This is a genomic window from Microbacterium sp. EB106-03-03-XG65 (assembly GCF_058791955.1).
Map to the genome: position 1 here is coordinate 1,311,875 of NZ_JBYTEB010000001.1, position 13,971 is coordinate 1,325,845.

At 67.8% G+C, this 13,971-nt stretch carries 12 protein-coding genes; 9 read left to right on the top strand and 3 right to left on the bottom strand.

The window, feature by feature from the left end:
- Window positions 1-44 precede the first annotated feature (44 nt).
- Window positions 45-572, bottom strand: coding sequence for a hypothetical protein (locus AC3WS6_RS06175; RefSeq protein ID WP_492500183.1), 528 nt, complete (start codon window positions 570-572; stop codon window positions 45-47).
- A 103-nt stretch (window positions 573-675) separates the two neighbouring features.
- Window positions 676-1,536 (bottom strand): spermidine synthase, encoded by an 861-nt coding sequence (locus AC3WS6_RS06180; RefSeq protein ID WP_492500184.1) that lies wholly within the window; start codon window positions 1,534-1,536, stop codon window positions 676-678.
- 181 nt (window positions 1,537-1,717) lie between these two features.
- Between AC3WS6_RS06180 and AC3WS6_RS06185 the strand changes: the two genes are divergently transcribed.
- The 5 genes from AC3WS6_RS06185 to AC3WS6_RS06205 are packed head-to-tail and all read left to right on the top strand — an operon-like array spanning window position 1,718 to window position 7,239.
- Window positions 1,718-3,010, top strand: a complete 1,293-nt coding sequence (locus AC3WS6_RS06185; protein WP_492500185.1) for a sugar ABC transporter substrate-binding protein — start codon at window positions 1,718-1,720, stop codon at window positions 3,008-3,010.
- Between the two features lie 14 nt (window positions 3,011-3,024).
- Window positions 3,025-4,002: a carbohydrate ABC transporter permease gene (locus AC3WS6_RS06190; RefSeq protein ID WP_492500186.1), complete on the top strand. Its 978-nt coding sequence runs from the start codon at window positions 3,025-3,027 to the stop codon at window positions 4,000-4,002.
- The gene (locus tag AC3WS6_RS06195) at window positions 3,999-4,832 is read left to right on the top strand and encodes a carbohydrate ABC transporter permease (protein WP_492500187.1); all 834 of its coding nucleotides are present in this window, start codon (window positions 3,999-4,001) and stop codon (window positions 4,830-4,832) included. The genes AC3WS6_RS06190 and AC3WS6_RS06195 overlap by 4 nt, the downstream gene beginning before the upstream one ends.
- Window positions 4,829-6,352, top strand: a complete 1,524-nt coding sequence (locus AC3WS6_RS06200) for a glycoside hydrolase family 3 protein (protein ID WP_492500188.1) — start codon at window positions 4,829-4,831, stop codon at window positions 6,350-6,352. Before AC3WS6_RS06195 ends, AC3WS6_RS06200 begins: the two co-directional genes overlap by 4 nt.
- 14 nt (window positions 6,353-6,366) lie before the next feature.
- A complete protein-coding gene (locus AC3WS6_RS06205) occupies window positions 6,367-7,239 on the top strand; it encodes a MurR/RpiR family transcriptional regulator (RefSeq protein WP_492500189.1) in 873 nt (290 codons plus the stop codon).
- A 44-nt stretch (window positions 7,240-7,283) separates the two neighbouring features.
- Here the strand turns inward: AC3WS6_RS06205 and AC3WS6_RS06210 are convergent, their stop codons facing one another.
- Window positions 7,284-8,204 carry a sugar kinase gene (locus AC3WS6_RS06210; protein ID WP_492500190.1) on the bottom strand — a complete coding sequence of 307 codons (921 nt, stop codon included), beginning with the start codon at window positions 8,202-8,204 and terminating at the stop codon, window positions 7,284-7,286.
- A 165-nt stretch (window positions 8,205-8,369) separates the two neighbouring features.
- Between AC3WS6_RS06210 and AC3WS6_RS06215 the strand changes: the two genes are divergently transcribed.
- From AC3WS6_RS06215 to AC3WS6_RS06230, 4 genes are all read left to right on the top strand, one after another.
- Complete coding sequence (locus tag AC3WS6_RS06215; protein WP_492500191.1) at window positions 8,370-10,043, top strand: ABC transporter substrate-binding protein; 1,674 nt, start codon at window positions 8,370-8,372, stop codon at window positions 10,041-10,043.
- An 85-nt stretch (window positions 10,044-10,128) separates the two neighbouring features.
- On the top strand, window positions 10,129-11,133 hold the full coding sequence (locus AC3WS6_RS06220) for an ABC transporter permease (RefSeq protein WP_201469023.1): 1,005 nt from the start codon (window positions 10,129-10,131) through the stop codon (window positions 11,131-11,133).
- Window positions 11,134-11,167: 34 nt separating this feature from the next.
- The gene (locus tag AC3WS6_RS06225) at window positions 11,168-12,133 is read left to right on the top strand and encodes an ABC transporter permease (protein ID WP_492500192.1); all 966 of its coding nucleotides are present in this window, start codon (window positions 11,168-11,170) and stop codon (window positions 12,131-12,133) included.
- A complete protein-coding gene (locus tag AC3WS6_RS06230) occupies window positions 12,130-13,824 on the top strand; it encodes an ABC transporter ATP-binding protein (protein ID WP_492500193.1) in 1,695 nt (564 codons plus the stop codon). Before AC3WS6_RS06225 ends, AC3WS6_RS06230 begins: the two co-directional genes overlap by 4 nt.
- Window positions 13,825-13,971 lie beyond the last annotated feature (147 nt).

A 13,971-nucleotide genomic window follows, 5' to 3' on the forward strand; every position in this document is an offset into this window, starting at 1 on the left:
GCTCAGGCTAGGCCATGCCGCCGACATCGCGCGGCATCACGGTGTCAGCCGACGGCGAGAGAAGCGGGGCGATGGCGCTCCGCGGCCTCGATCGCGAGCAGCACGGTCTCGAGCTCACTGTCGGCGGCACCCGCTTCGCGGCGCAGGAAGAGCGACTGCTTGAAGCTCTCGCGCGCGGTCTCGTAGTCGCCCGCCTCGTAGGCGTTCTTGCCGTGGTGCTGGTACGCGAAGGCTGCGATCGACAGCCACCGCTGGCCCTCGGCCTCCGACGCACAGGTCGCGAGCTCCTGCTCCGCCGCGGCGTGGGCGCCGCGATACTGCAGCACCGTCGCGTGCAGCACCCGCGCACGCAGCACATCTCGTCGGGTGCCCGCCATGCGGGCCTGACGCACCGTCGTGTCGGCGAGCGCGAGAGCCTCATCGAGGCGTCCGAGCACCTTCAGCAGCCATACCCGCTCGAGCAGGGACGGGAGGCTGCGCTGTTGCTCGATCTCCTCGAGTCTCGTCGCACATTCATCGAGATCGACCAGCTCGCGAAGACTCTCCCGGTCGTATCCTCGGATGAAACTCATTGCTCTCCTTCCGCAGCGTCCCCTCGACCAGTCTGCCCCGAGACGGCCCGCTTCCGGGGTCGGCACGCCCCGGGCGCGTGCATCCGGACAGCACTCGCGCGAGTCAGCGCAGAAAGAGCGACTCGTCGGGACGCGGAGACGCGACGGCGTCCTGATCGGTGACGACCCGCGCGCCCTGCACGAACGCCGTGACCTCGGCGCCCTGGGCGATCTTGGCCGGATGGGGTCCCGCGGCGAGCATCCTGGGAAGCCATTCCGACGGCAGTGGCGCGACGGAGGCGGCGATCACGAGGTTGCCGAATCGCCTTCCCTTCAACACCTGGGCGTCGGCGAGGACTCCGATCTCGGGCAGCACCTCGGCGACCGTCGCGACCTGTCGGCGGGCGAAAGCCAGCCCCGGTCCGTCTGCGACGTTGACGAGCAGCACCCCTGCCGGTCCGAGCAGCTCGGCGACCTCGCGGTAGAACTCGACGCTGGTCAGGTGTGCCGGGGTCTGAGCGCCGGAGAAGACGTCGGACACGACCAGGTCGCACGCACCGACCACGCCGGGCGGCAGCCGTCGGACACCCTCGCGGGCGTCGCCGATGCGAAGCCGGATGGCGGCGCCGCGGGGGAGTGGCAGGTGCTCGCGCACCAGGGCCACGAGCGGCGACTCGAGCTCGATCACCTGCTGGCGCGAGCCGGGTCGGGAGGCCTCTATATAGCGGGGGATCGTCAGCGCGCCGGCGCCCAGGTGCACGGCGGTGAGCGGCCCTGCGGGCAGCTGGTCGATCACCGCACCCATGCGCGCGATGTACTCGAAGTGAAGGTGGGTAGGATCATCCAGGTCGACGTGCGACTGGGGGGTGCCGTCGACGACCAGCTCGTAGCCGCTCGTGAACTCGGAGGGGATGACGCGGGCCTCTCCGCCGTGGTCGAGCCGGGTGTGAGGGTGCTCGGCGTCGCGAGCTCTGGTCCGTCCCATCCCTCGAGAATACGCGGCTCTCGAAGCTCCGGGAACGGCACCGACAGGGCGTCGGGCGAGCGATGTTACGGGCGAGTGACGTTTCGGAGAATAACTTGCAGGGAATTAGTTAGTGATGAATACTTTTTCCTAACCGGGTGGGTTCCCGAAGCCACCAGGACGTTCAAAGAGGAGATCCCTGATGCATAAGCGCATTCTTCCGGTCGTGGCGCTCGGCGCTGTGGCCACCCTTGGCCTGGCGGCCTGCGCCGGTGGCGCGACCGACGGCGGCGGGTCCGCAGACGGAGAGGGGCAGAAGCTCACCGTCTGGATCATGAAGGGCACCAACCCCGATGCGACCGCGTTCTACGACGAGGTGTCTGCGGCGTTCGAGGACGAGACCGGGGCGACCGTCAAGATCGAGGAGATCCAGTGGGCCGATGCCCACGATCGCTTCGTGACGTCGATCGCCGGCGGCACGACGCCCGACATCGCCGAGACCGGCACCACCTGGACCGCAGAGTTCGCGGACGCCGGTGCCCTCGAGCCTCTCGACGAGTTCGTCGATGCCGAAGACGGCCTGCGTGACGACCTCGTCGAGGGCCTCGCGGTCGCCGGCACTTACGAAGACGAGCTGTACGGAATGCCCTGGTACGCCGGTGTCCGCTCGATCGTCTACCGCACCGACGTGTTCGAGGAGCTCGGTCTCGAGGCTCCGAAGACGTGGGACGACATCGTCACCGCCGGCGAGGCCATCAAGGCTGCCAAGCCCGACATGCTGCCCTTCCCTGTGGCAGGCGACGCCGAGTTCCAGGTCTACCCCTGGGTCTGGGGCGCAGGCGGCGAGGTCGCGACGCTCGACGGCAAGGAGTGGACGAGCGAACTCGACAGCGAGGAGTCGCAGGCCGGCATCGAGTTCTACACCGGGCTCGCGACCGAGCACGGATTCTCGTCCGCCGGTGCGACGACGTGGAAGGAGACGGACCTGCGCGACTCGTTCACGCAGGGCAACGTCGCCATGATGCTGTCCGGCTCCTGGACGCCGAAGGCTCTGATCGAGGCGAATCCCGACCTCGAGGGCAAGATCGGCGCGGCCGTGATCCCCGGTGAGGATGGCGGCATCGCTCCGTCCGTGCTCGGCGGCTCGCACCTGTCGGTGTTCAACACCACGAAGAACCCCGACCTCGCATGGGAGTTCGTCAAGCTCATGACCACGGGCGAGTTCGCCGAGAAGTGGGCAGACGAGACCGGGTACTTCCCGGGTGTCCAGTCGGCGATGGAAGAGGCGCTCGCCTCGACCGACCCGCTGGTGGCGCCGTTCGCTCAGCAGATGGTCGAAGGCGGAGCATCCGTGCCGGTGACCCCCAACTTCGGCGCCGTGCAGGCCAAGAAGACGACCAACTCGATGATCCAGGCGATCCTCAGCGGACAGAAGGACGTCGCCACAGCGACGAAGGACGCCGCTGCTGAGATGACCGACCTGCTCAACCAGTAAGGCTGTATCACTCCATGTCGATGGTGCAAGCGCCACTGCCGGTCACGAAGGCGGAGCCCTCCTCCGCCTCCGTGGCCGGCGGCCGGCCGCAGAAGCGGGGCCCCTCGCTGATCACGGCCCGTCCCTGGCTCCTCCTCGCCCCGGGCCTGGTCATCCTCGCGGTGCTCATGCTCTGGCCGCTCATCCAGGTGGTCATCTATTCGCTGCAGGACTACGGGCTGCGCGAGATCAACACCGGTGAGAGCAACTGGATCGGCGTCGACAACTACGTCGAGGCGCTCACCAACCCGACGCTCTGGAGCGTCGTGCTGCCCAACACCGTCGGCTTCGCCGCGGTCGCGGTGTTCGTGACGGTGACGGTCGGCACGCTCGTCGCGCTGCTCCTCGCACGGCTCGGCACCGTGTGGCGCACCATCGTCTCGAGCTGCATCATGGTCGCCTGGGCGATGCCCGCGGTGACCGGCACCTACGTCTGGACGTTCATCTTCGATGCCGACCGCGGCATCTTCAACACGGTTCTGCGCGACCTCGGACTCATGGACGATCCGGTGAACTGGTTCACGAACCAGTGGTCGTTCTACGCGATCGTCCTCCTCAACGTCGTGCACCACGGCTTCCCGTTCGTCGCGATCACCGTGCTCGCAGGCCTGCTCGGCGTCTCGAAGGAGATGCTCGAGGCCGCGGCTCTCGACGGCGCGAATGCGTGGACGCGTTTCTGGAAGATCATCTTCCCCACCCTCAAGCCCGTGTTCTCGGTCGTCATCATCCTGTCGACGATCTGGGACTTCAAGGTCTTCGCGCAGGTCTACCTGATGCCCGGTGGAGGTGGTGGCAACCGATCGGTGCTCAACCTCGGCGTCTGGTCGTACGTCGAATCCTTCGGACAGAACCGCTACGGATTCGGCGCTGCGCTCGCCGTGCTGCTCACTCTCGTGCTGATCGGCATCACGATCGTGTACATCCGCTCCCTCATGAAGGAGGACGAGCTGTGAATCCCCGCCCGTCTGTCATGTCGCGCGTCGGCACCGGCATCGCGATCGCCGCGGTCCTCATCTTCACGCTGTTCCCCGTGTACTGGATGGTCTCCAGCGCGTTCGATGCCAAGGCGTCGAGCGGCGGGCAGTCGCTGCTGCCTCAGGAGTTCACCTTCGACAACTTCGCCTTCGTCCTCACCGACGGCGGCTTCGGCACGTATCTGCGCAACTCGGCGATCGTCGCTCTGGTGACGGTGCTCGTCAGCGCCCTGGTGTGCCTGCTCGCAGCGGTCGCTGTCGCGCGCTTCCGCTTCAAGTTCCGCACCACGATCCTCATGATGATCCTCATCGTCCAGATGGTGCCGCTCGAGGCCCTCGTCATCCCGCTCTTCCTGCAGGTCAAGAGTCTCGGACTGCTCAACAGCATCCTGGGTCTCATGGTCGTGTACGTCGCGCTGTCGCTCGCCTTCGGCATCTGGATGCTGCGCGGATTCGTCGCGGCCGTCCCGGTGGAGCTCGAAGAGGCCGCCTACATCGACGGCGCGAGCTGGTGGCGCATGTTCCGTTCGATCCTGCTTCCGCTCGTGATGCCGGGTCTCGTCGCCACGAGCATCTTCAGCTTCATCACGGCGTGGAACGAGTTCATCTTCGCCATGACGATCCTCGGCAGTGCCACCGACCAGTACACGGTGTCGATCGGCCTCAAGTCGTTCTTCGGCCTGCACTCCAACGACTGGGGCAGCATCATGGCTGCGTCGACGATCATCACCATCCCGGTGATGGTGTTCTTCGTGATCGTGCAGCGTCGGTTGTCGGCCGGAATGGTCGCAGGCGCGGTGAAGGGATGACCGACGAACTCGAGCGGCTCGCGCACGGTGTGCTCTGGCCGGGGTTCTACGGCACCGAGGCGCCGCCATGGCTCCTCGACGCGCTGCGAGACGGGCTCGCGGGCGTCGTGTACTTCGGCCAGAACGTGGGCGACGGGCTCCCGGCGCTGAGCGCTCAGATCCTGGCCGCGAATCCCGCGGCCCTCCTCGGCATCGACGAGGAGGGCGGCAGCGTCACACGCCTCGAGTCGGGCACCGGGTCGACCCTTCCGGGTGCCGCACAGCTGGGTCTCGTGGACGACCTGTCGGCCACCGAGGCCGTCGGCGCCGAGCTCGCGCGGCGCGTGCGCGCGATGGGCGGCAACGTCGTGCTCGGACCGGTCGCCGACGTCAACACCGATCCGCGCAACCCGGTGATCGGTGTGCGTTCGTTCGGCAGCGATGAGCACCTGGTCGCGCGGCACGTGATCGCGGAGGTGACGGGGCTGCAGCGTTCCGGCGTCGCCGCCTGCGTCAAGCATTTCCCGGGACATGGCGACACCCATGTGGACTCGCACCACGCGCTGCCCGAGATAACCCTCGACATCGACGAGTTCGAGCGTGTGCACCTCGAGCCCTTCCGCGCGGCGGTCGCGGCGGGAGTCGACACGATCATGACGGCTCACATCGTGGTGCCCGCGTGGGGAGCGGAGCCTGCCACGCTGAACCCGCGGATTCTCGGCATGCTGCGGGAGTGGGGGTTCGAGGGCGTCATCGTCACCGATGCCCTCGACATGGCAGCGATCCGAGAGACCGTGGGTATCGGCGCAGGGGCTGCTCGAGCGCTCGCGGCCGGGGCGGATCTGCTCTGCATCGGAAACCCCACGAACCCGGGGCGGGAGACCCGGCCCGATCAGGACCGGCGAGACTTCATCGCCGCGCGCGACGGGATCGTCGAGGCCCTTCGTGACGGCTCGCTCTCCCGCGAACGGGTCGAGGAGGCTGCGGGGCGGGTCGCCCGTCTGTCGCAGACGCTGCTCGCGCGGTCGGGCTCTCGCGACGAACGCGCACCGGATGCTCCGTACTCCGCGCACGAGGTCGTGCGCCGTGCCGTCCGGGGGGCACAAGGGGCAGCCGCGGCGCTCGCCGTGCTCGACGCTCGGCGTCGAGCGTCGCTCGCCGTCGACAGCGCCGCCTCGTACGTCGCCGAAGCTCTTGCCGGTGATGGTCTCATCTCCCGCCTCGATGTCTCACGGGCTCCGATGGCCGAGCAGGATGCCGCGCTCGACGAGGTGATCGCGGCAGACGGCGTGACCGTCGTGCTCGTCGATCGACCCGGTGCCGACGACGCGCAGCGCGCGGTCATCGACCGCGTGGCGGAGCGCGATCCCGACGCCGTGGTCGTCAACGTCGGACTCCCGCCGCAGCGCCCTCTCACGCTCCCGGTCGTCGAGGTGGGGGCGGCGAGCCGAATCGGTGCCGAAGTCGCGCGGGAGAGGCTCAGCGGAGCATACCCCCGCGGCGCCGGTTCATCATGGGGTGATGTCGCCGACGGCGTTTGAGGCAGGATGGCACCGTGGACGCTGATGTTCTTGCACTGGTACGCCGCGCCGTACCGCGCTTGAGCGCGGCGGAGGCCAAGGTCGCGGAGACCATCCTCGGCGACCCCACACTGGTCGTGGACCTTGCGATCAACGACCTGGCGCGGGTCTGCAGCACATCCCTGTCGACGGTCGCCCGTTTCGCGCAGTCACTGGGGTTCAGCGGGTATCGGGAGCTCCGGGTGGCGGTCGCCCGCACCGTCACCCTCGCGCAGGCGCAGCAGGCCCGCTTCGGACTCGACACCACCGCGATCAGTCCGGACGACGAGCCGGCGGCGATCGCCGCGAAGCTCGCCGCGCAAGAGATCGACGCGATCGAGAAGACCGCGCGCGGCCTCGACGCATCTGCGCTCGACCGCGTGGCGCTCGCGCTGGTCGCGGCACGCCACATCGATCTGTTCGGACAGGCGGCATCCTCCCTCACCGCTCAGGATCTGCAGCAGAAGCTCGCGCGTATCGGATGCTCGGTCGCGCATTCCGCCGATCCGCACCTCGCGGTGACCACCGCATCGCTGCGCTCATCGGAAGACGTCGCGATCGGCTTCTCGCACGGAGGCGAGACGACCGAGGTGATACGGGCGATCGAGGTGTCACGTGACGCGGGAGCACTGTCCGTGGCCATCACGAGCGCAGGGGACTCGACCCTGGCGCTCGCGGCTGATGTCGCCCTGCTGACCCACGCGCACGAGTCGCCCTTCCGAATGGCGGCGATGTCGAGTCGCATCGCCCAGCTCGCGCTCGTCGACATCCTGTTCGTCCGCGTCGTGCAGCACCGCGGCGAGCCCGTATCGCTGCCCCTGCAGCTCACGCACGACGCCGCCGCGCCGCGCCGTCGGCCGCCCCGGTGAGCGGCAGCCCCGAAACGTCGCCGGCGTGACGAGGCGACGTCGGTTCAGTCGACGTGATCGCGAGTGCTGGTGAGCGCTCGCGTGGCGATGCGATGTGCGCGCGCGAGGCTTCCCGTGAGCGAGAGTCCGCTCAGGATCCCAGCAAGGAATCCGGCCGCGAACGCGTCCCCCGCGCCGATCGTCTCGACCACAGGCACATCGAGCGCTGAGCTCTGCGTCCGGTCCGAGCCGTCGTACGCGGTCGCTCCGCTCGCGTCGGTGACGACGAGGTACTGCGGTTCGGGAAGCAGAGCGCGGACGCCGTCGGGATCCGAGACGCCGAACACGGCGTGCGCGTCCGAGGCGGTGCAGAACACCACGTCGGCGCGGTGCGCGTATCCGGCGATCACCTCGCGGCCCTGGTCTTCGCGACCTCGCCACAGCGCCGGACGCCAGTTGACGTCGAAGCTCAGGAGCCGCGAAGCACGGGGGAGGGCGAAGACCGCATCCTGCGCCGCGTGCGCAGTCGCTGAGAGCGCCGGAGTGATGCCCGACGTGTGCACGAGAGCGGCGCCCTCGATCAGCCGTGCGACCGTCTCGTCGGCGATCATCGCGGGAGACATCGCCGCCGCAGCGGAGCCGCGGCGGTAGTAGTGCATCCGGGCGTCGACGGCGCCGTCTGCGAGCGGTGTCAGCTCCTTCACGTAGATGCCCGTGGGCGCCTCGGGATCCGTCTGGATCGCCGAGTCGTCCACACCGTGTCGGCGCAGCTCGGCCCGCAGGAATCGCCCGAATCCGTCATCTCCGACTCGTGACACCACGGTGGCCGCGATGCCCGCCGACACCAGGGCGACAGCGGTATTCCATTCGGCGCCTGCGAGGGAGCGGCGGAAGGTCCGGCTGTCCTCGAGTGGACCGGCGACCGTCGGCACGAGGGAGACCAGTCCTTCGCCGACGCACACGACGAGTGGGGATGTGTCGGGCACGATCTGGACACTACCGGATCGCGTTCGAGGAAGCATCCGATACCGGAATGCAACATGGAGATGTTTCGTATACGGCCGCCCACTGGGTAGTTTCGAGGAATCACCGTCCGGACCCGAAGGCGTCTCCGGATCGCGCACAGCAGCGCTCGACAGGAAGGTCACACAATGCACCACACAGTCATGCGTCGGCGAGGTCTCCTCGCCGTATCCGGAGCGGCACTCGCCGCGCTGGTCCTCTCCGGTTGCGTCGCCAGCGAGCGCGGCGACGACGGCGCCGAGGGTTCAGGCGACGTCGACGGCACGTTCGTGTTCGCCGCGTCGTCCGACCCGGCCAGCCTCGACCCGGCATTCGCGCAGGACGGCGAGAGCTTCCGCGTCTCGCGGCAGATCTTCGAGGGACTCGTGGGCACGGAGCCCGGAACGGCAGACCCGGCGCCGCTGCTGGCCGAGTCGTGGGAATCGTCGGAAGACGGCATGAGCCACACGTTCACGCTGAAGGAGGACGTCACCTTCCACGACGGCACTCCGTTCAACGCCGAGGCCGTGTGCGCCAACTTCGACCGCTGGTACAACTGGACCGGCCTGGCGGCCTCTGAGGCCTTCGGCTACTACTACAACAAGCTCTTCAAGGGCTACGCCGACAGCCCGGCCGATGCGGTGTACAAGTCCTGCACGCCCGACGGGGACTACTCCGTCACGATCGACCTGAACAAGCCGTTCGCAGGCTTCGTCGCGTCGCTCTCGCTGCCGTCGTTCGGAATGCAGAGCCCGTCGGCGCTGTCGGAGTTCGGTGCAGACGAGGTCAGCGGCTCCGCCGAGGCGCCCGTGCTCTCGGAGTATGCGATGGGGCACCCGGTCGGCACCGGGCCCTTCCAGTTCGACGAGTGGGCACCGGGCGAGCAGGTCTCACTCAAGGCCTACGCGGACTACTGGGGCGACAAGGGTCAGATCGACGAGATCATCTTCCGCACGATCGATGACCCCACGGCACGCCGCCAGGCTCTCGAGTCGGGGTCGATCGACGGGTACGACCTCGTCGGACCGGCCGACACCAAGGCACTCGAGGACGACGGCTTCACCATGGTCTCGCGTCCTCCCTTCACGATCCTCTACCTCGCGTTCAACCAGGCGCTGCCCGAGCTGCAGGACCCCAAGGTCCGTGAGGCGCTGTCGTACGCCGTCGACAAGGACGCCCTGATCAGTCAGGTGCTCCCCGAGGGAACCGAGAAGGCCATCGAGTTCGTGCCCGACACCGTCAACGGCTACAACCCCGACGTCACGACCTACGACTACGACCCCGAGAAGGCCAAGTCGCTCCTCGCTGAGGCCGGCTACACCGAGGCCAACCCGCTGAAGCTCGACTTCAACTACCCGGTCAACGTGTCGCGTCCGTACATGCCGGACCCCGAGCAGATCTTCACCGTGCTCTCGTCGCAGCTCGCCGAGGTGGGCGTCGAGACGACTCCCGTGTCGGAGGAGTGGGTCGAGTACCTCGACCGCACCACGGGGACCCCGGATCACGGCATCCACCTGCTCGGCTGGACCGGTGACTACAACGACACCGACAACTTCGTCGGCGTCTTCTTCGGTCAGCAGAGCTCCGAGTGGGGCTTCGACAACCCGGAGCTGTTCCAGAAGCTGAACGAGGCACGCGGCGTCTCCAACCTCGAGGACCAGACGGCCCTGTACGAGGAGATCAACGAGATGGTCGCGCAGTTCGTCCCGGGTGTGCCTCTCGCACACCCGGCGCCGACCCTGGCCTTCGACCCGCGCGTCGAGAGCTACCCCGCCAGCCCGGTGAACGACGAGGTCTTCACCGACATCGTCCTGACCGAGTAGGTCCGACCGCCTGAGACGCCTCCCGGGCCCCCGCGCACAGCGCGGGGGCCCGGGAACGGCCTCGCCTCTGATCAACGGAGACCTCTTGCTGCGCACCATCGGCAGACGACTGCTGTTCCTCATCCCCACTCTGATCGGCCTCAGCATCCTGCTGTTCGCCTGGGTCAGGGCCCTGCCCGGCGGCCCTGCCGTCGCTCTTCTCGGTGAGAAGGCGACGCCGGAGGCCATCGCCAGGGTCAACGAACTCTACGGCTTCAACAAGCCCCTCATCGAGCAGTACTTCATCTGGGTCGGACGCCTCCTCCAGGGCGACTTCGGCACCTCGATCCAGACCAACCGCCCCGTCACCGAGGAGTTCTTCCGGCGCTTCCCCGCGACCATCGAACTGAGCGTCCTCGCGCTCATCTTCGCGGTCGGCATCGGCATACCGCTCGGATACTGGGCGGCTCGCCGCCACGGCAAGTTCACCGACCACGCGTCGGTGGTCCTGAGCCTGATCGGCATCACGATCCCGGTGTTCTTCCTCGCCTTCATCCTGAAATACGTCTTCGCGGTACAGCTGGGCTGGCTGCCCTCGGACGGCAGACAGAATCCACGGATAGACGCCACGCATCCGACCGGCTTCTATGTGTGGGACGGAATCATCACGGGTGAGTTCGACGCCTCGTGGGACGCGCTCATGCACCTCGTGCTCCCCGCGCTCGCGCTCGGCACGATCCCGCTCGCGATCATCGTGCGCATCACGAGGGCCAGCGTGCTCGAGGTGCAGAATGCCGACTACGTGCGCACCGGCCGGGCGAAGGGCGTCGGATCCTCGACGCTGCGGAGCCGCTTCATCCTGCGGAACGCGATGCTGCCGGTGATCACGACGATCGGTCTGCAGACCGGACTCCTGATCTCGGGCGCGGTGCTCACCGAGACCGTCTTCGCGTTCCCCGGCATCGGATCGTTCCTCGCGAGGGCGATCTTCACCCGGGACTTCCCCGTGCTGCAGGGGTTCATCATCTTCATCGCGATCGCCTACGCGCTGATCAACCTGGCGGTCGACGTGTCGTACAGCTTCATCGACCCGAGAGTGCGGGTGCAGTGATGCCCCGGCTCATTCTCCGAAAGGGGGTGGCGTCATGACCATCTCGCTCCCACCCGCACAGGGCCCATCGGCGGCGAGCGGCGAGGTCGTCGACACCGTCGCCGTCGGCCAGGCAGGCCTCAGAGAAGGACCCGGCGGGTTCTGGCACGACGTCTTCCGTCGTCTGCGCCGCAACCCCACCGCCTGGATCGGCGCGGGCATCGTCCTGCTGTTCGTCCTGGTGTCGGTGCTCGCTCCCGTTCTGGCGCCCTATCCCGAGACGGCACTGCCCGGCGCGAAGTACATCACGCCGACGCACATCCCGGGCCCCGGCGAGCTGCCGGAATTCCCGCTCGGACTCGACCGCTTCGGTGGCGACGTGCTCTCCAAGCTCATCTGGGGTGCGCAGGCGTCACTGCTGATCGGCGTCATCTCGACCGCTCTCGGCCTCGTCGGAGGCATGATCCTCGGGCTCCTCGCCGGCACCTTCGGCGGGTGGGTCGACACGCTCATCATGCGCATCGTCGACATCATCCTGTCGGTGCCGAACCTGCTGCTGGCGGTGTCGATCGCCGCGATCCTGGGCCAGACGCCTTTCGCGGTGATGATCGCCATCGGAGCATCGCAGGTGCCGATCTTCGCCCGCCTCCTGCGCGCGTCGATGCTGCAGCAGCGGTCGAGCGACTACGTGCTCTCGGCGCAGACCCTGGGTCTGGGCCGCGGGCAGATCACCATGTCGCACGTGCTGCCCAACGCGATCGGGCCCGTCATCGTGCAGGGAACCCTGACGCTCGCCACCGCGGTCATCGACGCGGCGGCGCTGTCGTTCCTCGGACTCGGCGGCGGTCGCCCCGAGACGGCCGAGTGGGGGCGCATGCTGACCTACGCGCAGGCGGAGCTCGCCATCGCGCCGTGGCTGGCATTCCTGCCCGGTATCTGCATCGCGGTCACCGCGCTCGGCTTCACCCTGTTCGGTGAGGCCCTTCGCGAGGCCATGGACCCGAGGACGAGAGCACGATGAACGCTGCGAAAGAGACACAGGTGACAGACGCACCGCTGCTGTCGGTCGAAGGGCTCGCGGTCGACTTCGCCACGATGGACGGCGTCGTGCACGCCGTCGAGGGAGTCGATCTCGAGATCGCGCCGGGTCAGACCGTCGCGATCGTGGGGGAGTCGGGCTCGGGGAAGTCGACCACAGCGATGGCCATCATCGGTCTCCTCGCCGGTGGTGGACGCGTGGCTGCGGGCAGCATCCGCCTCGACGGCCGAGAGATCGCGCATGCGCCCGAGAACGAACTGCGGATGATCCGAGGTCGCGACATCGGGCTCGTGCCGCAGGACCCCATGTCGAACCTGAACCCGGTCGCCAAGATCGGCACGCAGGTGGCCGAGACCCTGCTCGCGCACGGTCTCGCGAACAGGCAGAACGTGCAGGAGAAGGTGGTCGAGGCTCTCACCGCCGCCGGCCTTCCCGATCCCGAGCGGCGCGCGAAGCAGTATCCGCACGAGTTCTCCGGGGGCATGCGTCAGCGCGCGTTGATCGCGATCGGGCTGGCGTGCAAGCCGCGCCTGCTGATCGCAGACGAGCCGACCAGTGCGCTCGACGTGACCGTGCAGCAGACGATCCTCGACCAGATCGGCGCGATGACGCGCGAGCTCGGCACCGCGGTGCTGCTCATCACGCACGACCTGGGGCTCGCCGCAGAGCGGGCCGAGCGCGTCATCGTGATGCACAGGGGCAAGGTGGTCGAGCAGGGGCCGGCGAAGCAGATCCTCGAGTCGCCGCAGCACCCGTACACGCAGTCCCTGGTGAAGGCGGCGCCCTCGGTCGCGGCGGCGCGACTGCGTCCCGAGGCGTTCCACGCCGAGGGGCGACCGTCCGATCCGCGAGATGCCGCGCCCGCGGAGCTGACCGTTCCATCCGCCGACAACATCGTCGAGATCGAGAACCTGACCAAGGTGTATCCCGTTCGCGGGCAGAAGGACGACTTCGTCGCGGTCAACGACGTGTCTCTGGCCATCCCGCGCGGTGAGACGGTCGCGATCGTGGGCGAGTCGGGGTCGGGCAAGACGACGACGGCGCGGATGCTCTTGAAGATCATCGAGCCGACGAGCGGGCTGATCCGCTACGAGGGCAAGGACGTCGCCTCGCTCGATCGGGCCGAGACGCGCAACTTCCGTCAGAAGGTGCAGCCGATCTTCCAGGACCCGTACTCGAGCCTGAACCCGATGTTCACGATCGAACGTCTCATCTCCGAGCCGCTCGACTTCTACAAGCGCGGAAGCAGTGCCGATCGACGCAAGCGAGTGCGGCAGCTCCTCGACGACGTCGCGCTGCCGTCGTCGATGCTGCGCCGGTATCCGTCCGAGCTGTCGGGAGGGCAGCGGCAGCGTGTCGCGATCGCCAGGGCGCTGGCTCTCTCGCCCGAGCTGATCGTGTGCGATGAGCCCGTCTCCGCGCTGGATGTGCTCGTGCAGGATCAGATCCTGACGCTGCTCGGCGACCTGCAGCGCGAGTACGGCCTCAGCTACCTCTTCATCTCGCACGACCTCGCGGTGGTGCGCCTCATCAGCGACTACGTGTGCGTGATGAAGGACGGAGCTCTGGTCGAGGCCGCGTCGTCGGAGGAGATCTTCACGAATCCGCGAGACCCGTACACCAGGCGCCTGCTGGCCTCGATCCCCGGGAACGAACTCAACATCGCCTCCTGAGCATCCTTCGCTCGACCTTCTTCGGACGCCAATACCGCAGCGTCCGAAGAAGGTCAAGGATTGAACTTGCCATGTCGCATATTCGCGTCTATAGTTGGTAGTTGCGCTCACTTCTCCGTGCCCTCATATGGTGGTCGGCATCTCGTT